Raw genomic sequence first — 26,141 nt, 5'->3', positions numbered from 1 at the left:
TGTTCTGACTTCGTGTGTTCCGGCGGCTTAACCCCCATTGCTGGCAGGTGCCCGGCCCAGCGAAGGCTCGCCCGGATTGATCTTGAGCCAGCGCGCCGCAATGGCCTGTGCCCCGGCGGCATCATTGGCTTCAATACGGTACCGCACGGCCGTCATTGCGGCATCCCGGCTTTCCGGATGGGCCTTGATGACAGCGTCGAGGGTCTTGATGGCTCCGGCAGGATCACCGGTATCGTGCTGCGCCACCGCGTATACATAACCAAAACTGGCATCCGCTGGCATTTTTTGCCATGCCATTTTCAATGATTGCAGCGCCCCGGGACGATCACCAGCCCGGATCTGCGCCAGCCCCAGCGCGTGATACAACAGACCCGCATCCGGGTGGCGCGCAATGGCGGCACGCAAGAGGTCGATGCCGCCCGCAGTATCGTCTGCGGCAGAGAGGTATTCTGCCTTCATGGTGATGGCCGGCAAAAAGTCCGGATTAAGCGCTAGGGTCTTGTTGATCTCTGCCCGCGCCGCGTCGTGCTGGCCCAGCTCGCGATCCAGTCCGGCCAGATTGAGGTGGGACTCGGGGCGTTCTGCCAGGCTGGCTTGTACCTGGCGGTATTCAGCAATGACCTGGTCCCAGCGCGGCCGGTCCGTGCCTAGTTGATCCCGCGCATCAACCAGCGCCCGGGCGGCTTCTATCCGCACACCACGCACGGTATCGGCCAGCAGCGGGACCAGTAACGGGCGGCGGGTGTCCGGGGGCAAGACACCCAAGGCGTGAATTGCCGCAATGCGTACGGTGGGGTCCGCATCCTTGAGGGCGACGATGACTGTTTTCACCATGGCCTCGCTGGGGTAGCGGCCAGCTTCCTCCAGTGCCGTGGCACGGCGAATGGGCGGAATCGACGGATCAAGCACCAGCACATTGAGTACGTCGGCCGCGCCGATGCCTCCATTGCGCAGGCTATGCATCATCTGGCCGTAGCTGGCCGGCCGGGTTTGTTTGCCAAACCAGGTTTGCAGTTTTGCGGCGGCCCATTCCGGCGTTTTGTCTTTGTGGCAGGTAGTGCAGGCATCTGGCGTGCCCAGTTCCCGTGCCAGATCCGGGCGTGGAATGCTCAGCGCATGATCGTGACGGAAATCCACTTCCATATAGAACTTGCCCGGCATGTGGCAGGCCACGCAGGACGAACCCGCGCTGCCTTGCGGATGGTGGGTATGCGCGGGCGTATCGTAATCCTTGCGCTGCAAGGTGCTGGTATCCAGTCCGGTGCGCTGCAATGGCGCCGTGGCGTTGTGGCATTGCACGCACAAGGCGTTGCCCTGCAGGCGCGTCTTGCCGGTGTGTGGATTATGGCAATCCACACAGGTCACGCCCTTCATGAACATCTTGCTTTGGGCGAACGAACCATATTCAAAGTCTTCTTCCTTGAAATGACCATCCACCTCGTACAGGGCGTCGGTTAACAGGCTGAGTGAGTAATCATCTGCCAGGCGTTGCCCGTGTACAAAGCCATCGCCCAGCGGCGCCCGCCGGCTATGACAGCGCGCACAGGTTTCCAGCACAGTCTGTTGAGGCGCGTTTTTAAGTGGCGTTTCAAACCCGAACCCGGCCAGTGGCTGGGACTTGTCGCCCGTCTCCCACGTTACATGGCTGGATGCGGGTCCGTGACACGCCTGGCAACCCACGCCCAGCGCGTGCCAGGTTGACTTGAACGTATCATCCGCCGGGTTGTAGTTGCGCTTCATGTTGGTGACATGGCATTCCGCGCACATGAAATTGGCGTTCTGCGCCGGTTTGGTCCAGTGCAACTCATCCGCCGCCGTGACTTGTTCTTTGGGGTGCAGATGAAACCAGGTTTTGCGCTGGACATCCCACGCAATGCCCAGTGCCTGCAAGCGCCCACCCGGCATGGCAATCAGGTATTGCTGCAGCGGCGCCACCCCGAAGGTGAACGCCACTTTATAACTACCCACCTTGCCACCCGCACCATCGGTATCCACCCAATATTCACTGCCTTTGCGGTAGAAACGGCTGGTGATGCCGTTGTAGTCAAAGCGGGCGTTTTCAAAATTACCCGCCACCGTGTCTGCCGTCGGCAGTGCCATCGCTTTGGCGTGATGCGCGTTTTTCCAGGACGCAAACTCGGCGGAATGACAGGAGGCACAGCGCTGCTCATCGACAAACGTGGCATGCACCGCAGACAAACCGACCGGCGCGTTACGACCCAGCAGGTGAAACTGATACAGCCAGAACACCACCAGCGCCCCCAGCAGCAACAAGGCCCCGGCGATCAACCAGCGGCGGACGGGTGAGGCAGGGGTGGACACAGGTGTGCTGACGGACTCAGCTGCGGCCTGCGGCAGCGGCTGTTTACGGCGGGAAGCTTTACCCATGGATGGCGGGGAACCGGGCTGATTTTTTAGTGTTTACAGACTAGCCGGGAAAGGGTGCAAACGCAAAACCAGGGCGCGTTCATTTGTTGTAATCGATATAAGCTGGTTGCAGCGGGCCTGGACGCGAGATGCGGATGGCAAGGCAAGAGTCTGCGGCGGCATCGCTCGGCCAAACGCCTGGCCGTGAACCGTGACGGCCCTGCGCCATATATTCGTACGGCTTACGGCTAGAATCAGCTAACCTGCACAGGAATCGAAAAAGCCGTGCCGACATTGCAGCCCTTCAATGATCAGTGCGGTTTCCGTTATAGAAACGGAAGGCACTGCATGTATGAGGCCGCAGAGGTCTGATTTGAAAGTATTGGGGAATCCTCAGTCGAGGGTGCTAATGGAGAGCAGGCAGCGGCGGGAGTTCGGGCGACGACTGAGGTGCAAGATTGCAGCATTGCAACTTAATATAATTGAATCTATTTTCAGGCCAATAATTAATGAACGCACTTCTTAATGGACGGCGTGTGAATAAGGCGCTCGGAAAATTAATGGAAATCTCAACGAAAGTGATGTTCTTTGCTTTTGTTGTTTTGGAGGTGTTGAACTCGCTACTGCATCTTGCGATCTGGAGTGCTGCAGGAGATCATGCGTTGGCTGACTGGGTAAATTTACTATTTACTGCAATATTGAGTTTGCTTTGGGGGTGGTTTTCTTTTCGACGGATGAAGTTATCATTTTCTCTATCCATTCCTGCCGTGTATGCGCTGATCCCTGTTCTATTTGTAATTCTTGATGATCGCTACAAGAGCCTCGATAGGACACAGTTGTTTTTCCTCGTCGTGGTTGGCTTTATTTTCTTCTTTCTTGTGTGGGTGCTGATTGTGGTATTTGGACGTCATCTCGCGCGAAGGTTATCTAGAACGATGGCTTGAATCCGAGTGCATTTTTACACTTAGTCTAAAACCAACCATCAGGCTCTCCGGAATCTGTAAAAACGGTCTAAGTTAAGCATCATTCCCCAGCGGCTTTCAATCCCACACTGGCGTTTGTGGAAATCATGCCTGCGCTGTAACCCCTCAATGTGTGAGGATTAGTTCTCGCATAGTTGCCGGTCAATCCGGTAATGATCTATTCCAGGCTAACTTTGTATATCAGTGCAATTTCCATCGCTGAAACCAAAAACATTGCGTGCAGTATCATGACTATGGTGTAACTTGAAATAATTGCCTTTTACTTCAGTCTGTTAGACAAAGGGTGGCTTAAACTACTTGAGCTGTGAAAACTGATGCCGGCACGTAAGTTTTGCCGGGAGATGGAGCGTACCGGTTGGGGGTGGGAATGGGTAAAAATCTCACCCATGAGACAAAGTGCGGGTGTTACTACTACCCGCACATGCGCAGGCGTTAGATCAACAGAAAACCTTACAAATGCACAAGAAAGGCAGTGCTCGTGGTAACTTGCGGCCACCAATAACAAGGAACCGCAAGCATGAAAGCACTAATAGTTCTGATCGTTCTGGTGGTCATTGCCGGGGCCGTGTTGAGCAAAAAGAAAGGTGGCAAAACCAGCCTGAAAGACCGGCCATATCCCTACAAAAAGAAGGCAACACTATGCAGCGCTGGAGAGGTGGTGTTCTTTGAAAAGCTTAGAGCTGCGCTGCCAGAGCACCACATCTTTGCCCAGGTCCAAATCAGCCGGATTGTGGATGTCACTGACAAACAGAAAAGCCAGCAGTGGCGGAGCAGGATTGACCGGAAAAGCGCAGATTTTGTGGTCTGCGATGCAAAACACCAGATTGTGGCCGTGATCGAACTGGATGACGCAACCCATGCGCGGAAAGACCGGCAAGCCAGAGACGTTTTTGTGGAGGCGGTTTTTGAAGACGCAGGCATCAAACTAGTTCGATTCCATGCACGGGAAGTAATCAATCTTGATGTCATCAAATTGCGTGTGCTTGGCAGTGCCGAGCCAGTCCTGGCTGCCGTTTAACTGCAAACCGGAGTTGCTGCATGCATCCGGCCGTGGTTCGCGTCATGTCGTCGGGCCGGGATAAGCCGGGCTGGCCGCCCGTACGGCAGTAAAGGGGATGTTGCGGAGGCTGTGATTGCTTACTGCTTGTCTGGTGTATTGCTTTACATAATATACATTGGCCTTTTGAGCCTCCCTGTAAGCCATATCATTTGCGTATGACTTTTCACCCAAGCCGGAGAGGGCTAGCGTCGTCGCCACAACCAGGGCAACCGGAAGGGTGTTTTTAGAGAAATCGCGTTTAATACCTTCCCAGAACCCGCGTTTTTCCTCAGTTTTAGCTCGTTCTGCCTCAATGATTGCGGACAATTCTCGGGCATCTCGTTGCAAGATTTGCTGCAACTGCATTAACGCATACATATCAGGCGCGCTGATTTTCTTCCGCCACTGGCTTACAGACTGAGGCGTAACGCCCATGTGGATTGCCAGTTGCCGGTCGCTTTCCTTCCCGAGCATTTTGACGGCCTCGTCCAGAATTTCGTCCAGCGTGTTCATGCTTCTCTCCGTGTAAACGATCGTTGATGTAAACGATTATTGATGTTAGCGTGTCAACAACTATTGACACGATAGCACCGCAAAACATGCCCCGTAAACGCACGCAATCGCCCGCAGTGACGCCCGCACAGAAAATTGCTGACGCGAGGCTTACAACTGAGCAACTCGTTCAGATTGACGCCAAAGTGGCACGTGCGCTTTCCCCCGAAAATATTGAACGCCTTGATCGCCTTTCCGATTCAGAAGGGCGAGTCCGTCGCCTGTTCGGGCCTGCTGCGGACGCGCCAGCGGCCGCTCAGGCCGGACAGGCAGAGGGCGCAGCCATTGAGACCCCTACTGATAACATGGGGGTAACTACCGAAACGGAGCCACCTCAGACCTTCAAGCTGGTGCTCACTTCCGGCAAGGGCAAGGGAAAGCTTGTTGAATACCCGATTCGCTACGGCAATGCGGGTGATGCTGCTTTCGTTGACTGGGTTACGTTCACCTTCCACAAGTCGACCTGCGACGTGTTCGGCGACTTTTTGCAAGACGATGACGATTACGCGCTCTCTATGAGTCTCAAGCTCGACGCGATTTTCGGCTACGGCATTACTGGCAAGCGCCATGCCGGTGTTCAGTTTTTCAAGAACGCATGGATTCTGGGCGACAACTATGGCTTTGTAGCCATTGGCGGTCAACAGCAGCACGACCGCATGATGGTTCAGATTTCCGGCGCTGGCTGTGCTGCTGCAAAACCGGGCTGGGAACAACGTCTCGTCAATTTTCTTGAAGATCAGGCTGAACAACCGGCTTTAACTCGCGTTGACCTTGCTTATGACGACTTTATGGGTGAGGAGTACACGGTAGACCGTGCTCTGGCTGACTTTCACGCAGGCCTGTATCAGTGCTATCGGGGCAATGCACCCGAAGTTCAGCAACTCGGTAACTGGATTAACCCGTCTGGCAAAGGCCGTACTTTCTGCGTAGGTCAACGCACGTCCGGTAAATTCTTCCGTGGCTATGAACGCGGCAAGAAGGAGGGCTGCGAGTCCTCCCCATGGTTCCGGGCAGAAGTTGAGTTCAAAAATCGCGGTCGCGTACTCCCCTTTGACATGCTTCTGGCCCCCGGCCAATACCTAGCGGGTGCCTATCCAGCGCTAGCCTGGGTCAAAAACAAACAATCCCGCATTGAAACTGCCCGCAAACAGGCAGAAATCTCGGTTCAGGCTGCAGTAAAAATTTTCCGCCATCAGTTCGGCAAATATGTTTGGACGCTTCGCAATGTGTTTGGCACTGAACAGTTTCTGAAACTGGTCGAAATCGAGGCCGTTCCCAAGCGTCTCAAAATGCCCGATTACCGCCTCGCACCGAAGCCGATGACGCTCGCTGACCGTTGGCGCATGCCCAACTGTGACGTCAATACAGGCGCTCCGATCTGGGCGGAAGAAATCCCCTTTAACGCTCCCGCCACAATTGCGCCTTGGTGGATCAGGGCTTCTGACGGCGCTCAATTATCGTAACTGTTACGGAGAAAACATGATTATTCGACAAAACGCCAAGGTGCTTGGCATGAAGTATTTCAAAGACACCGTAGATGGCAAGGCTTATGACAGTACGACCATTTACGCGGCTGTCGATCTGGATAATTCGCGCGGGCAGGCTCGGGGTCTTGGTTGTGCTGAGTACAAGTCCACAACCTCCGACCTGTTCCATACGCGCAAGGACGTGAAGTTTCCTTGCGATTGCGAGCTGGTGCTCGACATGGTCACCAACGGCAAGGTCACCAAATTCCAACTGGTTGATTTCACGCCGCTGGGTGCTGCTGCGCCGCAGGTGGCTAACAAGGCCGTTTAACCATGGCAATGGTTCCGGCTTTCATTGTTCAAGACATCGAGTCGGGGCTGTTCATGGCGGCTGACGGGGAGGGTGGTATCGACTATCGCCCACTCGTTACTCAAGCCGATCATTTTGACGCTTTCGACGTCGCGGAAGAAACCGCTCGGGACAACCTCAATCGTTGGGTCGTGTTTCGTTTCTACAGGGAGGCCAATTAATGGACTCGTACTGGCTTCTTTGGGGCGTTCTTGTCTTCGGCTTTGATGTCGGGATTCTGGCCGCCTACTACGTAATCCGTGAATTGAAAGGGGTTCGTCATGCTTGAGTGGCTCAGAGACTTGTTCGGCATTGGTGATGATGAAGGTGAAACCGAATACGACGAGGGTTACAGCGATGGCTTTGCTGATGGCTCAGAAGAACGTGAGCGCTGGGACCAGGACTGATGCCCGCCTGCCTCCAGGTGGTTGCTTCGCAACCCACTTCAATCACAACCGATACGCCGGATGTATGTACCGGCTACGTGCTCATGACGGGCACGGAATACCAGAGTTTGCAGCCCGCTATGGACCTTTGGACCGTTCCAGATTCCAGCGTGTTGCAGCAAGCGTTCATGACCGGTCTTAGCCTGGTCTTGATCTGCTACCTCGTGTCGTGGGCCTTTGGCTCTGTTATCAAAATGTTCCCATAAGGACTGAATCATGAAATCGAATCTGATGAAAAAGCTGTTTGTACGTGCTGGTATTGCCACTGCTGCCGCTGCTTTGGCTGCGCCTACCTTTGCCGCTGGCGGGCTGGATTTTTCCGGTGTTTCTGGCGCGATTGATGCAACTTCTGTTGTTGCAGCCATCACCGCTGTAGCTGCAATCAAGGTGCTGCCGGGCTTTGCACGCTGGGGCTACAACAAGCTGATTGGCTGGTTCGCCTAATCTGCGTGCCGAAAGGGGCTTCGGCCCCTTTTTTTATTTGGGGGTCACGTGATTTGGTTTGCTCTCTTTTTTCTCCTGGGCATCTGCGTAGCTGGCGCAGTTGTCATGGGCTTCAAGCGTTGATTCTGGTTCTGGCGCTGACTGGTTGCTCCGGTGCGCCCCTCTCGGTGGATGACAAACATGAAACTTGGTTGCAGTGGGATTCGCGCCATCTGGCTTGCACTTACTTTTCTGCTGACCATTGCGTATAGCAACACCGCTTTGGCTGGGCCCCGCCCACCTGGCGTTCTTGATTATTGGGTTGGCGATGACGTCAACGCGATTCAAGGCTCTCCGTCCGACCTTCTGGCTATCGCATCCAAATGCACTTCCACTGCTCCGTGGCCCGGCGCTCAGAACACTATTACGCCAGATGCTTATTACGACGACGGCACACCTGCACACCAGATTCTGTACTGGGAATGCACGTGGTATGCGGATCAGAGCCAAAAAGCAGGTTATCGCCTCGGCATTTCGCCCCATTTCACCTCCGTGACACCTACACCCACCCCCACACCGACTCCCAGCAAGTGTCAGGCAGGTTCAAATCTTGGCACTTTTGATGTCCCCGTTCCTGGTACCACATCCTCCGGGGGCTCTGCATTAATCAACAATTACAATCTCGCGAAAGGCGCCACTGCCGCTGCCCGCGCTGGCACGATGACTGCCTGTTATCAGGGCTGCACTGCCACGTTAAGTAATTTGAGCGGCGCTGATCGTGGCATTGACGTTACTGCATCTACGACCGATGGCCAGCCAGCCACCTTTAATGGCACGTTGACTACAACCGGTGCAACTTGCAGTGGTTCTGATACTGCCAAATCCGCATCCTCCACCAACAGCAACAACAACCCGAACAGCCCCTCCGATTGCCCTGCAAATACCACCTTTGGGCAGGTTCAAGGTCAGAATGTCTGCGTTAACAACGCACATCTTCCGTCCCAGACAAACCCCACGCCGACACCTACCCCCGATCCCGGTGGCGTCACTCCGACCCCCAATCCGGCTGACACAACCGGCCCTGGCCAACTGGATGGGGGTGGAGGAAAAACAGGCACCAATTCCACCTCCTCATTGCCCAGCAATACGGATGGGTGCTTGTCCAAGTGCTCGAATCTTCCCGGCGGAACCATTCCTACGGGCACACCTACACCCGCACCGACCGGCAATCCGACGCCGACCCCTTGCCCGGCCAATCAGACATGCCAGGACACCCCGGGCTCTGACAAAACAGGCACTGGCGCAGTGAGCAAGGGTGATCTGTACACGCCCACCGGTGAAAAACTCAGCGATGTGTTCAACAACTTTTATACGGCCGCCTCAAAGCTTCCGATTTTCTCAGCCGGCAAAAACTTCTTCACTTTCAATGGCTCTGGCTCTTGCCCCGTTTGGGATACGCCTTCCATGCCCATGCCGCTTGGAGGCGTTTTCCCGTCACTGCATGTCGATATGTTTTGCTCAACGACAGCCATGAATATCTATCCGCTGATCAAGGCCGTGCTTCTGGCCGTGGCTGCTGTTTACGCCTTCAAGATCGCGATTGTTTTTTAAGGGGCAATCATGGATTGGTCTTGGCTGACGAAATACTTTGACAGCGTAGTTGCATGGTTTTTGGGTCTGGTGAAGGCTGCTTTTGGCGCGGTCTGGGACATGGTTACAGACTTGTTTGTTGCGTTGATTGAGATGTTTTTCAATGCGCTGCTGACACTGCTGAACCTGATTACGGTTCCGGACTTCATGTCCGGTGGTATTGATGCGCTGACTTCGTCAATGCCGGGCTGGATGTTGTTTTTTATGTCTGCCACAGGCTTTGGCCCGGCTCTTGCGCTCATTGGCGCCGGGGTGGGTTTCCGGCTTCTTCGCAAACTTGCAACGCTGGGGCAGTGGTAATGGCCATTACTTTTCATGAAGGTTTGCCGGGGCACGGCAAGACGTGGGAAGCCGTCATTTATCACCTATTACCTGCCGTCAAGGCTGGCCGTCGAGTTTTTGCCAATATCCGGGGCCTGAACCATGAAAAAATTGCGGAGCTGACCGGCCGCCCACTGGCCGAAGTCGACATGTTGGTGACGTCAATTGCATGGGATGACACACCGCGCATCCACGAGCTCGTAGACAACGATTCACTGGTGCTTATTGACGAGCTGCAGGACTTCTGGCCAGCCAAGGGTCACATCCTTGACAAGGTGACTGAGTTTGTAACCCAGCATCGTCATCGTGGCTTGGACATTGTTTGTATGGGCCAGGATTTGCGTGACTGTCACGCGATCTGGAAACGCCGCGTTGAGAACAAGGTGCTGTTTGTTAAGCAAACGGCCATTGGGCGGGATACCCACTACAAGTGGGAAATGTGGGTAGCCAAACAGCCTGAGAAATTCATCAAGGTGAACGGTGGCACGCGCAAATATGACCCCAAGTACTTCGGCGTCTACAAGACCAAACGAGATGATGCTGAGAACGTGGCGCACTATGCAGATGATCGCGCCAACATTCTCAAGACCAAGGCGTTTAGGTTCTGGCTGCCACTGGCCGCTGTGGGCGGGGTATTGGCGATCAGCTATCTCTGGCATTTCTTTCATGCGTCACCAGTCAAGGTGCCAGAGAAACCAAAGCAAAGCGTTGCGTATCAGGTGCCACAAAATCCTACTGTGGTGCCTCAGTCGGTTCAGCCGGCACAACTTCATCCGGTGGCGTCTGCGGCGGCTTCTGCGCCTGCCGTGGCGGACACAAGCAAGGCCTATTCTCCAGAGCAATATCCGGTAGATTTGTTCAGTAAATATCGCCCGCGGCTCTCGGCCATGATTTCTGGCCATAACCACATTGAAGGCCGGATTGAGGTGCTGGATGACTCTTTTCACCTGAAAGAGGAGTTCACCTTTGCCCAGCTTCGCGCAATGGGTTGGGGCGTTGCAGAAACCGAGCGGGGCGTTTTTCTGACCCGGCGTTCTGACGGTTTGCGCTACTTGGTGACTCAATGGCCAATTGACCCATTTGGCCGCACCTCAGACTACGCACAGCGTGACCCTCAGTTGAAAGACCAGCCCCAGGGCAACTCATGATAAAAGCCCCGCAACAATGTGCGGGGCTTTGTTTTGCGTAACAGTTACGACGTTTTTATTCTTTCATACAGTAACTGTGCCACACCGTTATCCCAGGTTGCATTTTTTGCGGAGCTTTTCCCCCATTGGGCTTTTAACGCCGCCAAGATCAGTGCAATTTCCTCGTGATCCAGCTTTACGGTAGCGCCGCCATCAATCTTGTCGCGCATCCTCATTGCTCGCATGCGCTCTGCGGCGCTCTTGGCATTGCCGGTGGATGGCCTGCCGCGCTTCTTCGGGGCTTCGATCAGATCGAGAGTTTTCTTGTCTTCCGGTTGCTTTGCCATGTCGCACCATTAACGTAACTGTTACGATAATTATAACAAATACATTAGCGTAACAGTGACGATAAATAGACCGTCTGTCGGATATATCGTAACTGTTACGAATATCTGGAGAGCCGCGACTGGGGCCCCGCTTGCGGGGTGCGAGCGGCGAAGTAGGGCGGGGCGTCCCGCCCGGATTCTGTGCCGCGACCCCCTTATTGCTGAACCGGGTTTTCGACTATGATCGCGTCACGTTAACCGATCATAAAAACAATGAAACTCGCGATCTTTATGTTTCTGCTGGTCGATCTGCTCGTATTTTCGGCGCTGGATCATTGGGGGCCATTTCATTTTTCTCTTGGAGATGGTCGTGTCGCCACGCTTGCATTGCCATGGCAAAAACAGACACATCCGGACGCGCCACCGGTCGTAAAGGTTTATCTTCCTGAAGCGGCTTCAATGTCGCCAATCAACATAGCGCCGGCGGGCTCCACAGCGCCCCCGCTAAAGAAAGCTGGCCCTACGATGGATCAGTTGCTCTCAGAGCCCCAACCGGCTAATACCGTGATCTATAAATGTCGTGATGCTTCCGGTGGCGTGCTTTTTCAAGACACGCCGTGCGCCAAGAAGTAGTTATCCAAACAGGTTGAGAACCATCATGCCCAAGCGTGATTCAAGCCCGCACTGGCGCTTGTAAAAGTCATGCCGGCGTTGGAGTCCCTCGATGTGCGACGCCTGGTTCTCACATAGCTGTCGGTCGATCCGGTAGTGATCAATAAACATCAGTTCAATCTGCCTAGCCGCGCCTTTGTAGGTTGCGCCGGGCGGATAGATTCGGTCTTCAATCAGCGTCCAGCCAGACCAGCTGCCAAAACCTTCTGGAATACGTCCCAATGCTTTGAACACCAGCAACTGGTAGGCCATGTACGGAACGGGCTCTATGCCGTTTTTCCATGCGTGCACGGTGTCCAGGCTGACTTTGCATGTCTGTGCGATTTCCGTCATGGAAACGGAAAACATCGCGTGCATGAGGTCGTTCGGATTCGATTTAAAGTCGGTGTGGGGAAATTTTCTGTTGTTATCCATGTAGCGCCCTTGAAACGAAAAACCCGCCGTTCGTCGGCGGGTTCAAGGAGTATCGGTTTCTTTTCAGACTGCGAGAGGGGCGCAAAACCTGTCTGACTTGACCTTGCGCAGAACCCCCAGGAATGACAACAGACGCATTAGTAACTTAACATAATATACATTATACGAACTGATGGTCACATCCCGGTAACCCGAAAAAGCTACGATCCGGGCCCCTCATTTCGTAGGATAACTACAAAACCCACTTCTTTGTAACGCCTTGTAAAACAACAACAAAACCGCACAACTTCAGGTGATACATGCAACAAAAACAAAAGCAGAATCCCCGGGCGCCACACATCCATCCTGCCACGCTGGCCAAACTGCGGCGTGAAAAGAACTTCGCATTCAATCTCGCCGTGCGCCGTGGGCGCGTCGCGTCGGCAGCTTATCAGAAGCGATGGAAAACCGAATCGGTCACCGCGCTGGACATCGACTACTGGCTGCACTTCGTTGTGAACCATTATTTCCTGTCCGTGGAGCGCCGCGAGGCATTCATACGGACCAGTGGCGTCATCGAGAAAATCCAGCGTTGCAAACACGAAGGCAACTGGCCGCCGCCCGTGATGTACAACCAGCAGTTCTTTGAGATGTTCTGCAGGGCCTACAACTGGCGAGGCTAACAAAAAAGCCACCAGACTTCAGGGAGTGAGTCTGGTGGCAGCGTCCTGTTGCAGGGGGCAACAAGGGACGCTCTCAACCTAGTCAATCAACACGCTTTTACAAGCTAGAGGTTGTAAATCAGTGGTGCCGTTGGCCCGATCCGGGCCGAGTCTGGCATTGATGCATTCAGTACCGCGCTGGCCGATCCCGGATTGATACTGATAATGCCGCCCGTAAACGTCTGTTGCGGGCCAGACGGTGAACCGACAACGGGTTGCGATGCCGTCGCAGCCCGTTTTTTGATGCTGTCATAGATCAGCATCGCTGCCACACCGGCAACAACGGCCACCGCCAGATTCTTGATCGTCGCTGCCGCTGTCATTATTCCACCGATGCGTCTTGCGGCGCGTGCTTGGCTTCCGGAAGAAAGATAGCCAGCAGAGCGGCCACCGCAGGACCAGCCGTGCCGATCTGAGTCAGTGCAGCCGGATTGACGCCAGCAAGCGCACCCAGCGCGGCAATGCCCGCCCAAGTGGACGGCTCTTTGAAACGGCGCAACAGCGCTTCGATTTTGCTACTCATTGTTTCCCCTTAAAACAGCTTCGACAGAAAGCCGGGCGGGTCTTTGGGCTCAATGCCGACCGCCTGGCGATATTGATGCACGGCCCGACCGGCCAGCATCGCCTTTACACCCACATACGTACCCAGCAGCGGCAGGCCATCCATCACCAGTTGCCCGGTCGGCATGTAATCCAGAATGATGGCTTCCTCAACCGGCCCTTGCGGAATGACGCCGGCCACGCCCCAGACATCACCAATGAACTCTGTTTGCGCTGCCGATCTGGCCGCCGCTAGCGGATACTCAACAATCGGCTTTGCCGCGTCGTACAAGTCCTGACCGGTTGCCACGGCAACGTCAGCCACAGCCCCGCCGATGGTGATTGCGGCTTCGGTCACCATGGATTTGCCACTGGCTTGCGCCTTGAGCCACAACAGCAGCAAAAGGCCGCCCGCGCCGTACCAGACGTACTTGTTTTTCATGGCCGTGAGAAACACCACACCTGCCCCTTACCGTTTTTCCGGCGTGCTATGCTTCGCGCAAACACACCCCGGACTATAAAAATGAAAAAACTTGTCACCGCCCTGCTCTTGTCCACTGCTGCTGCAACCGGTTTTGCCAGCGATTTTTCCCAGCCAATCGCAGAGTGCCAAAAGCTCTCTTTTCATGTGGACGTCGAAAAGTGCCTGCTTGGCGTTATTGCCGATGAAAAGAAAGCAATCACGCAGCTCTCTGATGAACAGCGGAATCTTTTGAAGCAACTTCCGCAGAGCAAAAAGCTGTTTTCTCTCTCTGATCCGGTTGCGAAATCTGCTGCAACCTACGAAAAACTTGTTCAGTTGGATTGCGAAACGCTCACTGGAGCGGCGTGGTCGTCAGGTAGCGGCGCCGGTGAAGCTGTGCTGCTGTGTGAGGCAAATTCGCGCAATACCAGAGTCCAGCAACTAACTCGCTTCGCTCAGTAATCCCAGCCCAAATCTGCAATCACACTGGCCACATATTCCTGAGTTTGTGTGGCCAGTTCATCCAGCACCACACGCCCGTTTTTGTTCCAGCTTTTCAATACCGACGGATAGCCGTTGTATGCCGCAATGGCATTCACCCAGCTATTGCCAAACTGCTTGTAGAACACGCAAAGCATGTTTTTCGCTGCGTAGTCACCCGCCGCCTGCCAGTTGTAGGGATCAACGTATTTCCAGTGCATGGGCATTAACTGGAACATCCCGGCTGCGCCAGCACTGGATTTCGTCTTGCCCGACACAATGTCATCCCTGAACCGGCTTTCCTGATATGCGATGCGTGAAAGCAGGTATGGCGGCATTCCATATTTGCTGTTGATCGCTTCCAATGCGGAGGCGTATTGATTTCCACGGCCTTGCGTGAGGCTCGTTTTAAAGTCGCTATTTGCCATGTCGGTCATGTCGCTGATTGCGTTGCCGACACTGGTCAGCCCCGTCTTGATGAACCCGAACACATCGGGAATGAAAAAGCCGTTTTCGTCCTGGCTTTCGCCCGCGCTTTGCGTGCGGATCTGGAGCACCCACCAGATACCCAACCCCGCCGCTGCCAGCACGGCCAGCCGCGTGGTGTTGATCGCCATTACTGCGCCACCAGCACCAGCGCCCAGCGGTCACCCTGCCAAACCGGCCACTGGCCGCCCCAATCACCCAATTCGTACGGGTCCGCCCAAGTCGCGGACGCCGGCAGGTTGTATTGGCCGGGCGTGGACGGATCAAGGTATGCGATGGTTTCGCCCTGGAATTCACCGCTGGCCGGGTTGTAGGAAAAGCAGGTTTTCGTATAAATCTTTGGCATGTCGAATCCTTAGTAAACGATGCAGGGCAGCAGCGCGACGTTGCGCGGGCGGACCTCAAGCAGCGGCGAGTCGATAGACGTATTGCTGGCGCCAGACAGGGCCGTCGTGGTCAAACCGTGATCGGACGTGCTGTCGCCGGCGCTTTCGCCGTTGAGAATGGTGATCTTTGCGCCCACCGATGCGTCACGCTCCAGATACTTGCCGAAGGCAGTTGCGCCCTGATGCGAGCCCATAACCCGGCCTGAATCCACGTCGCGGCCCAAGTCAGTGCCGCGCACGAATTCGCCGCGCAGATCAGGAACCGGGAATGTCCCGTCACCAAGATTCGGGCCATGGATAAAGCCGATTGCGCTATACAGCGCCGCATAGGTGGTCTGGCTGACCCGTTGACCATTGGCGACCAGTGCGCCGGCTGGCGGCAGGTTGCCCGCGTGATAAATGATTTCTCCGGCCATCTTTCGCCTTTGGCTTCCGTAGCTGTTGACCGATCCATTGATCGGGCTATTGAGGATGTGCGTGCGGCGGCGCATGCGTTACCAGATGATTTCCTGCACCTTGACGGGCGCAGTGCCAGCAGCAACAAGCGCCACCCATGCCGCGCCGGGCGCATCGGTTTCGATCCAGAGGCCGCCCGGTGCCAGCTTGATGGCGGCATCATTGATGTTCAGGCCGGGCGCACCGATAAACACGTCACTGCTGCTGTTGTTCCAGATACGCAGCGAGGCCCGGCCCTGATTGGCCGCCGCCAGCGCGGTTTCTGTCGTGCCGACCGTTTTGAAAGGCACGTTTACCACCGATGTGGCGCCGATCATCTTGGCGTCGATCTTGCCACCGACGCGGTTGTAACCGGCCTTGTCAGACTGGCTGACGCCCACCTTGACCGAGCCGCCCGCATAGGCGTTATCGATCTCAAACCGGGCGAAATTTTCTTCCGGCACGGTGTAGAAACCCGCTTCTACGCCGGTTGCCTCGTAGATCATTTTTCCGCCCGTGTTGTACAGGCGGACGTTGATGGGGTTGGGTGTATCGATCAGCACAAACAGGCGGGCAAACGTGGCCTGATTCCAGGTGCCGCCCGTGGTGAACGACTGGCGCAATGTCTGCATCGCTTAACCCCTTTTCCACATCATCAGTGCGAACACGCCCGCGAAGGCGTACAGCACGTATTTGAGATCGCCCAGCCCGTTACCGGTCTTGGCGTTGTTCCATGCGTCCGCGTTGTTGGCCATGGCGATGCGGGCAATGTCTGCCGTGCTGTCGTTGCTTGCCTTTACCGCATCAAAAGCCGAATCCGTCACATGCACGCCGAAGTCCAGGGCGTTTTTCTGCGAATCCAGCAGGTTGTTACCGAAGGACGTAAACGCGTCCTTGTTGGCAGCAATGGCGGCTTGCGCCGTGGCCGCCGCCGAGGCGATGGCGCCGCCGTCGGTTGTAATGTTCTGAGTGATGCTGTGATCGCTGGCATCAATGTTGTTGGTGCTGCGGTTACTCAGGTCGATAGAACTGTTATCGCCGCTGACGCCGATGGAGTCCTGCAAAGCCTGTCGGCGGTCAACGCTCGTTGCCGTGTTCGACGTTTTGTTGCTGCTACTACTTCCCATTGGTCCACCTCAGAACCGTTTCAGCCGGCATGAATCCGGCCTCTTTTAATCGCTTCACCATGCCGGGCCGCCACGTGTGTGCCCGGATGGAATCGCACCCGACGCATTGCGCCTTGATGTGTTCCAGAACGGGGGTAGTGAGCCCCTGCCCTACGCTGGCCGCCGCGACAATCACGGCCTCCCGCTTGCTGCCGTAGCGCTCAACCGTGAGCAGGTAGCAGGCGACCGGATTGTTTTGAGCGTCGCGAAATGTGTAGAGATTGGCGGAGCCGTCCTCAACCATGCCGCGATACAACGCCAGATCGCACAGCGGGTCATCACCAACCGAGCGCGCCAGTTGTTGCGCGTGCCACTCGGACCAGTCCTCCCGCTTGCAGATCAGTTTCATTTCTTGAACTTCTTGGCCAGCACGACGACCAGCACCAGAGCGCCACCAATCAGCGCAATGTTCATCGGGGACATGAGCGAAGCGCCCAGCGAACCCATGCCGCCCGAATCCGAAGAACCGGGAATGCCAGAGGTCTGTGCCGTGGTTTGCGTGCCACTGAAATTCACTGCCCAGTTGTCACCAAACGAGTGATTGAGCGTGGACGACATGGAGCTTTGCGCGGAGGACGGGCCACCGCCCGCCGCGCTGCCAATACCGCTGATCAAACCTGCCGCGAGTGTTGGGTCCATATCAGTCCTTGAGCAGAACCAGAGCCAGCACGCCAACCACGGCCACCACAACCACAATGGTCATGGTGCTGCCGGTGCTGGTGCCGGTATTGCCGACGATGGTTGTCGGCACACCTGCCGGATACAGCTTGCCGTCCTGGCCGACCACGTATTGCGTGTCGTTCTGGCCGTACTTGCCTTTCAGGTAGGTGCTACCCAGCCCGCCCAGCACATTCATGAGCGTGTCGGTCCAGTCCGCAGACTGGCGGCCACTGGTTACCGGGTTTCCGTTTTCATCCATGGCGCCCCCTTGTTACAGGTTGCCCAGCAGGTCGGTGTATTCCCCGAAATAGACGACGGATTCCGCCGCACTAAACGTGCCGTTGATTTCCATGGAGGCCAGCGCCGTGGTGTTCAGGTGGTCTTCCTGGTTGTTATCAACCACGAAATCGACCACATACCAGCCGGTTTGCGGGGTCTTGCGGTTCTCTTTCTGCCAGAACTCGTTAGACGCCTTGGTGCTGTCGTGGATGGTCAGACCGTTGCCCTTGATTTCCAGCGCGGTCAGGTTGGCCGACTTGATCCACAAACGCTTGAGCATGGAGCCGCCGACCACACCAAACGGGATGGTCAGGGCGAACTTGCCCGCCGCGCCGATGTTGGTGGAGTAGCGAATCAGCTTGTTGACCACAGACAGCGCTTGCGGCGCCGATTCAATGGCAAACAGCGCGAGCGTCGGCGCCACGGCAGTGGCGGCGATGTCCACTTCCAGCACCACAGCGGACACGCCGGACGCGGTGGAAAGCGCGCCGATTTTCTGGCCCGTGGCATCACGGGAATAGATTTCGGTCAGGTCCAGCGTCAGCAAGGCCGGATCGGTCACCATGCCGGTAAAGGCGTTCAGGCTTTCCAGATCGGCGCCGCTGCAGGGGTCATGCCGGGATGTGGCGGAATTTTACCCATTCGAGCGCTAACCACATGATTTCATTGAACTGAAATTCAAAGTCTCTGGCAATCTGCTACGCTGCCCTTACTTCAAACCGGAGGCAGCATGGCTTCAGTTGGTCGCACCGCTTACCCCGCCCTCGCACCTTCCTATAGCACCCAGGAGCTAACTCGCTTTTTTACCCCGTCCGAGGAAGAGATCGCCTGGATCAAGAAAAGCAGCACATCCCTGCCGTTGCGCCTTGGGCTGGCTACACTTCTGAAGTGCTGCCAACAGCTTCACTACTTCCCTTCGGTGGAAAAAATACCAACTCAGATCGTTTCTCACATTCGTGGGGTGCTGGGTTACGGTGAGCGGATTAATCTGAGCTACTCAGGAAACAATACGCTGTACCGGCAAATGAAGATGGTGCGTGAGTGGCTAGGCTTGCACCCCGCCCACGGCGGCGCGTCAACCGCGCTTGCAGAACAGCTGGCCATAGGCGCAGCTCGGCTTATGGATCAAAAGCTGGACATCATTAATGGGGTCGTTGATGGGTTGATCGAGCAAAAATATGAGCTCCCCGCCTTCTCAACCCTGGATGAAATTGCGGAAAAGGCCCATGCCCGCTCGCAATCAGAACTCTACGCTACTGTTCTGGAACGCATCTCGTTGCCACATATTCAGGCGCTAAGCCATCTGCTTGAAGGTGGCAATTACGAAAACCGCCAAAACACCTACAACACACTGAAGCGGTCCGCCCGGAAGCCAACCAAAAAACACCTCGAAATGCTGGTTGAACATTTGGAATGGCTGGAAAGTCTGGGGGATGTCGAAGACGCGTTCCATGACATTCCGCATGCCAAAATCCGGCATCTAGCCGAACAGGCCTACAGCTATGACGTATCTGAACTAAAGGAGTGCGCGCAGCCGCGCCGGCTAACCCTCCTGTTGGCGCTCATTCATTGCATGCAGATCCGCGCCAGGGATCAACTGGCCGAGATGTTCATGCGAAGGGTTTACAGTATTCACAAACGGGCTCGCGAGGATCTGGAGCAGGCCCAATTACGCCAGCGGGACAAAGTGGAACGGCTTGCCGCCACCTTCGCTGGTGTCCTTGGCATCATCAAACACGAACCAGACGACTTGCGCGCAGGGCGCGCTATCCGCGATTACGTCTCGGAGGGGTCCGCGGATGAACTACTTGAAACCTGCGAGCAGATTCAAGCCAACAGCGGACTCAACTATTTGCCCAGGATCTGGGCCTTTTACAAAAGTCATAGATCCATTCTCTTCAGGCTTGTGCATTTACTGCGCGTAGAACCGACCACTCAGGATGTTGCGCTCCTTGATGCATTGGACATCATCAAGATTTACCAGGATCGGCACCGCATCGAAATCATCGAAGAGTCTCTGGATCTCTCTTTTGTCTCAGAGCGCTGGAGAAAACTGCTTTTCAGCCGCACGGGGCACGGCCTTGATCGCCGTACACTTGAGATATGTGTTTTCTCTCATCTGGCTGATGACCTTCGCTCGGGTGACTTGTGCATTGCCGGTTCAGAGGATTTTGCGGACTACCGGAAGCAACTTTTGCCGTGGGAGCAATGCGAGCAGATACTACCTGCGTACTGTGAAAAAATCGGGCTCCCCACCAATGCCGACGAGTTTGTTGATGAATTGCGAAGCTGGCTGACCGACAAGGCCAATGCGCTGGACGAACGATTTCCGGACTGCGCGGACGATGTCAGCTGGGGTGCAACTGGCGAACCAGTTATTCGTCGCACTTTGGCAAGGGAGATTCCCGAATCGGCAATCAAGCTGCAAAACCTTCTCGTACAGCGGATGCCGCAACGGCACTTGCTGGATGTATTGGCCAACATTGAGCATTGGTTGTCGTTTACACGGTTTTTCGGGCCTCTGTCTGGCAACGAACAAAAGCTCCGGGAACCTGCTGAGCGTTATTTGCTGACTGTATTTGCCATGGGCTGCAATCTGGGTCCGACCCAGACAGCGCGCCATATCGCCAAAGCCGGAACTACAGCCCATACCCTCTCATACACCAACAGGCGCCATTTTTCAGTAGACAACCTTGAGGCTGCGCACCGGCTTCTGAATGAAGTGTATCTGCGTCTGGATTTGCCAGGCGCATGGGGTGACGGCAAAACCGTTGCAGCAGACGGCACTCAGTACGATTTCTATGACCAGAACTTGCTGGTCGACTACCACTTCCGCTACCGCAAGGTCGGGGCGGTCGCATATCGGCATGTGGCCAATAACTACGTGGCGGTGTTTCGGCACTTTATTCCACCAGGCGTATGGGAAGCGGTCTATGTCATTGAGGGGCTACTAAAATCAGGATTGAGTGTGCAAGCCGATACGGTGCATTCAGATACTCAGGGTCAGTCTGCAACCGTCTTTGCTTTTACTCACCTGCTGGGCATCAAGCTGATGCCTCGTATTCGTAATTGGCGCAACTTGCGGCTTTATCGTCCTGATAAAGGCGTGAAATACAAACATATCGGCCGCCTGTTTGACGGCACGGTGGATTGGGACCTGGTACATAGGCATTGGCAGGACCTGATGCAGGTCGCCCTGTCCATCCACGCAGGAAAAATCTCGTCCCCCGTGCTACTGCGCAAACTGGGCTCGTACAGTCGCCGCAACCGTCTCTATGCGGCGGCCCAGGAGTTGGGCGGCATTGTCAGAACTTGCTTCCTGCTCGACTGGATTGGTGATCGGGAGTTGCGGCAAGACATTACCGCCGGCACCAACAAAACCGAAGCGTACAACGGGTTTGCCAAGTGGCTGTCATTTGGAGGTGATGTCATTCCGGTCAACGAGCCAAACGAACAGCAAAAACGGCTCCGCTATAATGATCTGATCGCCACTTCGCTCATTCTTCAAAATGCTGTAGACATGACCAGATTGCTGGAGCAACTTAAAACCGAAGGACATGAGATCCGCCCTGAGGACCTGAGCTTTCTCAGTCCGTACTTGTCAGGGCACATCAAGCGCTTTGGCGAATATTCGGTCAGGTTGCGTCGCGCCCCCGAGCCCTGGATCCGCAGCGACACCTTCCGCCATGCGTATGAAAAAGCGGCAAGGGCCACGGCCGAGATTTAAGCTGACCGACAAGTGCATCTCAAAGATGTCTCCGCTCCAGAAACAAAAAGCACCCGGAGGTGCTTTTATGTCCTGATGAGTTCCATCAGCCAGATGCTCTGACTGATGGAATCATGGCCCCAAGCCCGGATGGTCACAGGTTGGACATTTTCAGCACAGCTTCGGGCAATCGCTCACCTTCGACTTCAAATCCAGACAACTCTTCGGCGATTCTGTTGAGATCGTCTTTGGTCAGTTCCAGGTCGATAGCGCCGAGGTTCTCTTCGAGTCGATGCAATTTGGTTGTCCCCGGGATCGGCACAATCCATGGCTTCTGTGCGAGCAGCCAAGCCAGTGCGACTTGCGCCGGTGTTGCATGCTTGCGTTCCGCAACCGACTTGATGACATCCACCAGAGCAAGGTTCGCCTTGCGCGCTTCACGCGAAAAACGCGGCACGCTATTGCGGAAATCTGTGGGGTCGAACTTCGTGTTTTCATCGATCTTGCCAGTCAAGAAACCGGCACCCAGCGGGCTGAATGGCACGAAACCAATGCCGAGTTCTTCAAGGACCGGGAGCAGTTCCACTTCGGGGCCGCGCCAGAACAGCGAGTACTCGCTCTGGACTGCCGTCACCGGCTGCACAGCATGCGCACGGCGAATCGTCTGGATGCCTGCCTCTGACAAGCCAAAATGCTTAACCTTGCCCTCGGCGATCAGATCTTTGACCGCACCGGCTACATCCTCAATTGGCACATTCGGGTCAACACGGTGCTGGTACAAAATATCGATGCGGTCCGTACCCAGACGCTTGAGGCAGGCTTCAGTCGCCGCTTTGATGTGCTCGGGACGGCTGTTGGTGCCGGGGCGGCGAGCACCCGTTTCAGTATCGATGTCAAAACCGAATTTGGTCGCGATGACGACTTTGTCGCGAATCGGCGCAAGCGCTTCACCGACCAGTTCTTCATTGGCGAACGGGCCATACGCTTCTGCCGTATCAAACAAGGTAACACCGCGGTCGTGGGCAGCGCGAATGAGCTTGATCATTTCCTGCTTGTCAGCCGGCGGGCCATACGCCGAACTCATGCTCATGCAGCCCAGACCCAGGGCGGAGACTTCAAGGTTATTGCCGAGTTTGCGAATCTTCATGGTTCTACTCACTAAAAATTAAGGTGATATGGGTTCTGCCGGCCGGAAAAAGCCGCCTGCAATACAGGTTGGTTAGCTGTTGATCTTGATGCCGTTCAACCAGTCGTTCACTTGATTCATGGTTCGCCGTTCCTGATCGGCCTCCATCACAAATCCTGGGATTAGCCGGGCTTTCGGTGCGTGGCTGGCGAGTACGGCCAGGCTGTTTCCTGTCCCATAGCCGCCGTGGGTGATAAAGGGGGTCAGCGCTTTCCCGGCCAGATCGTGCGCAGAGAGGAAGGCGCGGATCACCGGCGGCGCGGTTTCACCCCAGATGGGGAAGCCAAGGAATACGGTGTCGTAGTCCGACATGTTTGAAACCCGGGTTTCCAGCGGGCGCTCGCGACCGCTATCGCGCTCCTGACGCGCCTGTTCGACCGTCTCCAGATAGTCCTCGGGGTAAGCCGTGGCCGGTCGAATCTCGAACAGGTCGGTGTGAAGCGTGCGATGGATCAGCCCGGCCACCACCCGTGTGTTTCCTGAGCGGGAAAAGTAGGCCACCAGGCTCCGCGATCCAGTGCGTCGTTGCTCACCCATGGTGTCATGTGCTGCGGCACCCCCGTTGAGTGGGAGTACTGCAAGCGCAGTCAAGAGCGTGCGACGAAGCGTGTCCGGGGAGGATGACATCGTGATTCGTCCCAGCTTAGCGACCTACACGCGCCTGGTGCGCGGGGGAGTAACGGTCACCCACGATCTTGATCTGAGCCAGCAAGTCGGCAAGCTTGTGTTTCTCATCATCAGTCAGCGTGATGGTAGCGGCCCCCAGGTTTTCCTCCAGGCGATGCAGTTTGGTCGTCCCCGGGATCGGCACGATCCACGGCTTTTGGGCCAGTAACCAGACAAGCGCGATCTGGGCTGATGTCACGCCCTTGTTTTCGGCAATCTGATGAAGTTTGTCGACCAAGGCCTGGTTGGCTTCAAGTGCCTCGGGCGAAAAGCGCGGCACCTGGCTACGATAGTCGTCACTACTGAAGGTAGTGCCGGCACCGATGGCGCCGGTCAGGAAGCCGCGGCCCAGCGGGCTGAACGGTACAAAACCGATACCGAGTTCTTCCAACGTTGGAAGAACTTCCTGCTCGGGCTCACGCCACCACATTGAATATTCGCTTTGCAGGGCAGTCACAGGCTGCACCGCGTGAGCCCGCCGGATCGTCTGGGCACCCGCTTCGGACAGGCCAAAGTGCTTGACCTTGCCTTCTGCAATCAGATCTTTGACCGTGCCCGCAACGTCCTCAATCGGCACTGACGGATCGACACGGTGTTGATAAAGCAGATCAATCACATCGGTACGCAGGCGCTTGAGCGAACCTTCGACAGCCCAACGGATATATTCCGGCCGGCTGTTGAGAATCTGCTGCTTGTTGTCGTCGCCGAACGTAAAGCCGAATTTGGTGGCGATGACGACCTGATCGCGCACCGGGGCGAGCGCCTCACCCAAGACTTCTTCGTTGAGATAGGGGCCATAGACTTCAGCGGTATCGAACAAAGTCACCCCGCGTTCTACCGCCGCACGGATCAGTGCTATGGCTTGCCGGGTATCCGTGGCCGGACCGTATCCATGACTCAGGCCCATGCAGCCAAGGCCGATGGTTGATACTTCGAGTTGGGTGTTGCCAAGTTTGCGTGTTTGCATGATGCCCTCCAATAAAGGCCAATGTAGACCCTCACCATTAACTACACTAGATGGCATAATCGGAAAGGGTTTATAACAGGAGCGAATAAATGTCGATCGAAGGCTACGAGCAGCTGGCGATTTTTTCGGTCGTGGCAAGGGAGCGGAGCTTTACCCGCGCAGCGGCCAAGCTCGGCATGTCGCAACCTGCTTTGAGTCGGGCCATGCGACAGCTGGAAGAGCGGCTGGGCATCCGGCTGCTGGCTCGCACGACCCGCAGTGTTTCGGCCACCGCGGCTGGTGAACATCTGCTGCGCGTGGTGGCTCCCCGGTTCGAGGAAATCGACACCGAACTGGCATTGCTCAGCGAGTTCCGGGACAAACCGGCTGGCAGGTTGCGCATCACCTCGGGCGAACATCCTGCGATTACTGTTTTACAGCCGGCGCTTGCGAACATCGTGCTCACCCATCCAGACATTCATGTCGAAATCACGGTTGACTACGGTCTGACGGATATCGTGGCCGAAGGCTACGACGCAGGTGTCCGGCTGGGAGAGCAAGTTGCAAAGGACATGATCGCGATACGTATCGGTCCGGACGTCCGAATGGCCGCGGTCGGTTCTCCAGACTACTTTGCAAGGCATCGGCAACCCGAAACACCACGTGATCTCATCCGGCACAACTGCATTACCATCCGCCTGCCAACCTATGGCGGCATCTTCCCCTGGGAGTTTGAGAAAGGCGGGGAAGAACTGAAAGTGCGCGTTGAAGGCCAGCTTGTCTTTAACAATATCGCCATGCGTCTGGATGCCGCCCTCAGGGGGCTGGGCCTGGCCTACATGCCCGAGGATCTGGTGCATGCACATGTCGAGTCGGGCCGATTGGTTCGCGTACTTTCGGACTGGTGCCCGTCGTTCCCTGGCTACCACCTCTACTATCCGAGTAGACGCCAGAGTTCACCTGCCTTCACCGTATTGCGTGATGCCTTGCATTACTCGGGCTGAGTCGCCTGATACTGGGCATTCGACACCTGTTCCATCCAGTCGACTGACTTTCCGTCCTGGGCTTCCGCGATTGCGATGTGTGTCATGCTCGACGTCGCAGTAGCACCATGCCAGTGCTTCACCCCAGGCGGAATCCAGACGATATCGCCCGGTTTGATGACCTGAACCGGGCCACCCCACTGCTGAACCAGACCAGTGCCGGAAGTGACAATCAATGTCTGTCCCAATGGATGGGTGTGCCAGGCAGTACGTGCACCCGGCTCAAACGTCACGATTCCGCCCGCGCTGCGTGCTGGTGCCTCCGCCTGGAACCGTGAATCCACCTGGACCGAGCCGGTGAAATAGTCAGCAGAGCCCTGGACGGACGGTTGTGAAGCAGCGTGAATCACGGTGATCATTTTTCCCTCATGTTCAGCGGTACTGGGCGGGCCTGCTGTAGCGTCTGCCATCCGGAATACCTCACGTGCGATTGACACTGCTGAAACAGCATTGGGCCACCCCGAATAGAAGGCGAGCTGGGTGATCGTCTCGACCAGTTCGTCTTTGGTGACGCCGTTCTGCAATGCGAGCGCCATGTGCGAACGGAGCTGATCGGGGCGATTGAGCGCGATAAGTGCGGCAACGGTGACAAGGCTGCGGTCACGTCTGGAAAGCTGTTTACGCTCCCAGATATCGCCGAAAAGTACTTTGTCGGTCAGCTCAGCCAGCTTGGGGTCGATGTCGCCCATCAATTGCTGGGCCCGACTTGGTTGCGGGCTGGTGGTGGTTGGAGAGGCTTCAGACATGGGTGATACCTTTTCTTGAGCATAAAGAGGGACGGTCTCGACTTGAGCCCAAACCGCGCCCGACAACACCAAAAACCATGTGTGGCGTTTCATGATGTCCCTTCGTGTTATGGGTAC

General features: G+C 55.9%; 35 protein-coding genes and 1 pseudogene. 15 read left to right on the top strand and 21 right to left on the bottom strand.

Annotation, left to right across the window (positions count from 1 at the left end; genetic code table 11):
- Nucleotides 1-27: 27 nt before the first annotated feature.
- Nucleotides 28-2,388 (bottom strand): tetratricopeptide repeat protein, encoded by a 2,361-nt coding sequence (locus HNQ50_RS07090; protein ID WP_184098992.1) that lies wholly within the window; start codon nucleotides 2,386-2,388, stop codon nucleotides 28-30.
- A 488-nt stretch (nucleotides 2,389-2,876) separates the two neighbouring features.
- Between HNQ50_RS07090 and HNQ50_RS07085 the strand changes: the two genes are divergently transcribed.
- Complete coding sequence (locus HNQ50_RS07085) at nucleotides 2,877-3,311, top strand: hypothetical protein (protein WP_184098990.1); 435 nt, start codon at nucleotides 2,877-2,879, stop codon at nucleotides 3,309-3,311.
- Between the two features lie 556 nt (nucleotides 3,312-3,867).
- Entirely contained in the window at nucleotides 3,868-4,368 is a 501-nt protein-coding gene (locus HNQ50_RS07080; RefSeq protein WP_184098988.1) for a DUF2726 domain-containing protein, read from the top strand.
- A 42-nt stretch (nucleotides 4,369-4,410) separates the two neighbouring features.
- Here HNQ50_RS07080 and HNQ50_RS07075 read toward each other — a convergent pair whose 3' ends face one another.
- Entirely contained in the window at nucleotides 4,411-4,902 is a 492-nt protein-coding gene (locus tag HNQ50_RS07075; protein ID WP_184098986.1) for a hypothetical protein, read from the bottom strand.
- Between the two features lie 50 nt (nucleotides 4,903-4,952).
- Here HNQ50_RS07075 and HNQ50_RS22465 point away from each other — a divergent pair, with 50 nt between their 5' ends.
- From HNQ50_RS22465 to HNQ50_RS07040, 8 genes are all read left to right on the top strand, one after another.
- Nucleotides 4,953-6,404, top strand: coding sequence for a replication initiation factor domain-containing protein (locus HNQ50_RS22465; protein WP_184098984.1), 1,452 nt, complete (start codon nucleotides 4,953-4,955; stop codon nucleotides 6,402-6,404).
- 16 nt (nucleotides 6,405-6,420) lie between these two features.
- The gene (locus HNQ50_RS07065) at nucleotides 6,421-6,738 is read left to right on the top strand and encodes a hypothetical protein (protein ID WP_184098982.1); all 318 of its coding nucleotides are present in this window, start codon (nucleotides 6,421-6,423) and stop codon (nucleotides 6,736-6,738) included.
- A 2-nt stretch (nucleotides 6,739-6,740) separates the two neighbouring features.
- Complete coding sequence (locus HNQ50_RS07060) at nucleotides 6,741-6,938, top strand: hypothetical protein (RefSeq protein WP_184098980.1); 198 nt, start codon at nucleotides 6,741-6,743, stop codon at nucleotides 6,936-6,938.
- Nucleotides 6,939-7,037: 99 nt separating this feature from the next.
- Nucleotides 7,038-7,163, top strand: coding sequence for a hypothetical protein (locus HNQ50_RS22300; protein ID WP_281386140.1), 126 nt, complete (start codon nucleotides 7,038-7,040; stop codon nucleotides 7,161-7,163).
- A 255-nt stretch (nucleotides 7,164-7,418) separates the two neighbouring features.
- Nucleotides 7,419-7,646 carry a hypothetical protein gene (locus HNQ50_RS07055; RefSeq protein WP_221303031.1) on the top strand — a complete coding sequence of 76 codons (228 nt, stop codon included), beginning with the start codon at nucleotides 7,419-7,421 and terminating at the stop codon, nucleotides 7,644-7,646.
- A 180-nt stretch (nucleotides 7,647-7,826) separates the two neighbouring features.
- Nucleotides 7,827-9,236, top strand: coding sequence for a hypothetical protein (locus HNQ50_RS07050; RefSeq protein WP_184098979.1), 1,410 nt, complete (start codon nucleotides 7,827-7,829; stop codon nucleotides 9,234-9,236).
- A 9-nt stretch (nucleotides 9,237-9,245) separates the two neighbouring features.
- Nucleotides 9,246-9,575, top strand: a complete 330-nt coding sequence (locus HNQ50_RS07045) for a hypothetical protein (RefSeq protein WP_184098977.1) — start codon at nucleotides 9,246-9,248, stop codon at nucleotides 9,573-9,575.
- Nucleotides 9,575-10,744 (top strand): zonular occludens toxin domain-containing protein, encoded by a 1,170-nt coding sequence (locus tag HNQ50_RS07040; protein ID WP_184098975.1) that lies wholly within the window; start codon nucleotides 9,575-9,577, stop codon nucleotides 10,742-10,744. The genes HNQ50_RS07045 and HNQ50_RS07040 overlap by 1 nt, the downstream gene beginning before the upstream one ends.
- 44 nt (nucleotides 10,745-10,788) lie before the next feature.
- Here the strand turns inward: HNQ50_RS07040 and HNQ50_RS07035 are convergent, their stop codons facing one another.
- Nucleotides 10,789-11,070 carry a hypothetical protein gene (locus tag HNQ50_RS07035; RefSeq protein WP_184098973.1) on the bottom strand — a complete coding sequence of 94 codons (282 nt, stop codon included), beginning with the start codon at nucleotides 11,068-11,070 and terminating at the stop codon, nucleotides 10,789-10,791.
- A gap of 252 nt (nucleotides 11,071-11,322) precedes the next feature.
- On the opposite strand from HNQ50_RS07035, the gene HNQ50_RS07030 reads away from it, so the two are divergent.
- The gene (locus tag HNQ50_RS07030; RefSeq protein ID WP_184098971.1) at nucleotides 11,323-11,682 is read left to right on the top strand and encodes a DUF4124 domain-containing protein; all 360 of its coding nucleotides are present in this window, start codon (nucleotides 11,323-11,325) and stop codon (nucleotides 11,680-11,682) included.
- Here HNQ50_RS07030 and HNQ50_RS07025 read toward each other — a convergent pair whose 3' ends face one another.
- On the bottom strand, nucleotides 11,683-12,135 hold the full coding sequence (locus HNQ50_RS07025) for a hypothetical protein (protein WP_184098969.1): 453 nt from the start codon (nucleotides 12,133-12,135) through the stop codon (nucleotides 11,683-11,685). It lies immediately after the preceding gene.
- 299 nt (nucleotides 12,136-12,434) lie between these two features.
- Between HNQ50_RS07025 and HNQ50_RS07020 the strand changes: the two genes are divergently transcribed.
- Entirely contained in the window at nucleotides 12,435-12,797 is a 363-nt protein-coding gene (locus tag HNQ50_RS07020; protein ID WP_184098967.1) for a hypothetical protein, read from the top strand.
- A 104-nt stretch (nucleotides 12,798-12,901) separates the two neighbouring features.
- On the opposite strand, the gene HNQ50_RS07015 is transcribed toward HNQ50_RS07020, so the two are convergent.
- From HNQ50_RS07015 to HNQ50_RS07005, 3 genes are read right to left on the bottom strand one after another with little or no spacing between them, the layout of a single operon-like run.
- A complete protein-coding gene (locus HNQ50_RS07015) occupies nucleotides 12,902-13,159 on the bottom strand; it encodes a hypothetical protein (RefSeq protein ID WP_184098965.1) in 258 nt (85 codons plus the stop codon).
- Nucleotides 13,159-13,359 carry a hypothetical protein gene (locus HNQ50_RS07010; protein WP_184098963.1) on the bottom strand — a complete coding sequence of 67 codons (201 nt, stop codon included), beginning with the start codon at nucleotides 13,357-13,359 and terminating at the stop codon, nucleotides 13,159-13,161. The genes HNQ50_RS07015 and HNQ50_RS07010 overlap by 1 nt, the downstream gene beginning before the upstream one ends.
- A 9-nt stretch (nucleotides 13,360-13,368) precedes the next feature.
- Nucleotides 13,369-13,836: a hypothetical protein gene (locus HNQ50_RS07005; protein ID WP_184098960.1), complete on the bottom strand. Its 468-nt coding sequence runs from the start codon at nucleotides 13,834-13,836 to the stop codon at nucleotides 13,369-13,371.
- 63 nt (nucleotides 13,837-13,899) lie between these two features.
- On the opposite strand from HNQ50_RS07005, the gene HNQ50_RS07000 reads away from it, so the two are divergent.
- A complete protein-coding gene (locus HNQ50_RS07000; protein ID WP_184098958.1) occupies nucleotides 13,900-14,301 on the top strand; it encodes a hypothetical protein in 402 nt (133 codons plus the stop codon).
- Here HNQ50_RS07000 and HNQ50_RS06995 read toward each other — a convergent pair.
- The 10 genes and pseudogenes from HNQ50_RS06995 to HNQ50_RS22590 all read right to left on the bottom strand — a co-directional run.
- Nucleotides 14,295-14,936, bottom strand: a complete 642-nt coding sequence (locus HNQ50_RS06995; protein WP_184098956.1) for a transglycosylase SLT domain-containing protein — start codon at nucleotides 14,934-14,936, stop codon at nucleotides 14,295-14,297. The two genes, HNQ50_RS07000 and HNQ50_RS06995, sit on opposite strands and share 7 nt — an antisense overlap.
- The gene (locus tag HNQ50_RS06990) at nucleotides 14,936-15,151 is read right to left on the bottom strand and encodes a hypothetical protein (protein ID WP_184098954.1); all 216 of its coding nucleotides are present in this window, start codon (nucleotides 15,149-15,151) and stop codon (nucleotides 14,936-14,938) included. The genes HNQ50_RS06995 and HNQ50_RS06990 overlap by 1 nt, the downstream gene beginning before the upstream one ends.
- Nucleotides 15,152-15,160: 9 nt before the next feature.
- The gene (locus HNQ50_RS06985; protein ID WP_184098952.1) at nucleotides 15,161-15,682 is read right to left on the bottom strand and encodes a phage tail protein; all 522 of its coding nucleotides are present in this window, start codon (nucleotides 15,680-15,682) and stop codon (nucleotides 15,161-15,163) included.
- Between the two features lie 3 nt (nucleotides 15,683-15,685).
- Nucleotides 15,686-16,258 (bottom strand): hypothetical protein, encoded by a 573-nt coding sequence (locus HNQ50_RS06980; RefSeq protein ID WP_184098950.1) that lies wholly within the window; start codon nucleotides 16,256-16,258, stop codon nucleotides 15,686-15,688.
- A 3-nt stretch (nucleotides 16,259-16,261) separates the two neighbouring features.
- Nucleotides 16,262-16,753: a hypothetical protein gene (locus tag HNQ50_RS06975; protein ID WP_184098948.1), complete on the bottom strand. Its 492-nt coding sequence runs from the start codon at nucleotides 16,751-16,753 to the stop codon at nucleotides 16,262-16,264.
- Nucleotides 16,743-17,141 (bottom strand): hypothetical protein, encoded by a 399-nt coding sequence (locus HNQ50_RS06970; RefSeq protein ID WP_184098946.1) that lies wholly within the window; start codon nucleotides 17,139-17,141, stop codon nucleotides 16,743-16,745. Before HNQ50_RS06970 ends, HNQ50_RS06975 begins: the two co-directional genes overlap by 11 nt.
- A complete protein-coding gene (locus tag HNQ50_RS06965; protein ID WP_184098944.1) occupies nucleotides 17,138-17,431 on the bottom strand; it encodes a hypothetical protein in 294 nt (97 codons plus the stop codon). Before HNQ50_RS06965 ends, HNQ50_RS06970 begins: the two co-directional genes overlap by 4 nt.
- Before the next feature lies 1 nt (nucleotide 17,432).
- Complete coding sequence (locus tag HNQ50_RS06960) at nucleotides 17,433-17,711, bottom strand: hypothetical protein (protein ID WP_184098942.1); 279 nt, start codon at nucleotides 17,709-17,711, stop codon at nucleotides 17,433-17,435.
- 12 nt (nucleotides 17,712-17,723) lie between these two features.
- A complete protein-coding gene (locus HNQ50_RS06955; RefSeq protein ID WP_444544600.1) occupies nucleotides 17,724-18,155 on the bottom strand; it encodes a hypothetical protein in 432 nt (143 codons plus the stop codon).
- Nucleotides 18,141-18,326: pseudogene (locus HNQ50_RS22590) on the bottom strand (major capsid protein P2); the annotation flags it as partial. The gene HNQ50_RS06955 and the pseudogene HNQ50_RS22590, both read right to left, overlap by 15 nt.
- Before the next feature lie 135 nt (nucleotides 18,327-18,461).
- On the opposite strand from HNQ50_RS22590, the gene HNQ50_RS06950 reads away from it, so the two are divergent.
- Complete coding sequence (locus tag HNQ50_RS06950) at nucleotides 18,462-21,458, top strand: Tn3 family transposase (RefSeq protein ID WP_184098940.1); 2,997 nt, start codon at nucleotides 18,462-18,464, stop codon at nucleotides 21,456-21,458.
- Nucleotides 21,459-21,591: 133 nt separating this feature from the next.
- Here HNQ50_RS06950 and HNQ50_RS06945 read toward each other — a convergent pair whose 3' ends face one another.
- From HNQ50_RS06945 to HNQ50_RS06935, 3 genes are all read right to left on the bottom strand, one after another.
- Complete coding sequence (locus HNQ50_RS06945) at nucleotides 21,592-22,584, bottom strand: aldo/keto reductase (RefSeq protein WP_184098938.1); 993 nt, start codon at nucleotides 22,582-22,584, stop codon at nucleotides 21,592-21,594.
- A gap of 72 nt (nucleotides 22,585-22,656) precedes the next feature.
- Nucleotides 22,657-23,124 carry a flavodoxin gene (locus tag HNQ50_RS06940; protein WP_221303030.1) on the bottom strand — a complete coding sequence of 156 codons (468 nt, stop codon included), beginning with the start codon at nucleotides 23,122-23,124 and terminating at the stop codon, nucleotides 22,657-22,659.
- Nucleotides 23,125-23,266: 142 nt separating this feature from the next.
- Complete coding sequence (locus HNQ50_RS06935; RefSeq protein ID WP_184098934.1) at nucleotides 23,267-24,256, bottom strand: aldo/keto reductase; 990 nt, start codon at nucleotides 24,254-24,256, stop codon at nucleotides 23,267-23,269.
- A gap of 89 nt (nucleotides 24,257-24,345) precedes the next feature.
- Here HNQ50_RS06935 and HNQ50_RS06930 point away from each other — a divergent pair, with 89 nt between their 5' ends.
- The gene (locus tag HNQ50_RS06930) at nucleotides 24,346-25,239 is read left to right on the top strand and encodes a LysR family transcriptional regulator (protein WP_184098932.1); all 894 of its coding nucleotides are present in this window, start codon (nucleotides 24,346-24,348) and stop codon (nucleotides 25,237-25,239) included.
- Here HNQ50_RS06930 and HNQ50_RS22055 read toward each other — a convergent pair.
- The gene (locus HNQ50_RS22055) at nucleotides 25,227-26,117 is read right to left on the bottom strand and encodes a (R)-mandelonitrile lyase (protein WP_246428606.1); all 891 of its coding nucleotides are present in this window, start codon (nucleotides 26,115-26,117) and stop codon (nucleotides 25,227-25,229) included. The two genes, HNQ50_RS06930 and HNQ50_RS22055, sit on opposite strands and share 13 nt — an antisense overlap.
- Nucleotides 26,118-26,141 lie beyond the last annotated feature (24 nt).

The sequence above is a fragment of the Silvimonas terrae genome, from assembly GCF_014202765.1.
Taxonomy (GTDB): domain Bacteria; phylum Pseudomonadota; class Gammaproteobacteria; order Burkholderiales; family Chitinibacteraceae; genus Silvimonas; species Silvimonas terrae.
Note: the sequence above shows the minus strand (reverse complement) of the source record. Positions and strands in the feature narration are given on the sequence as shown.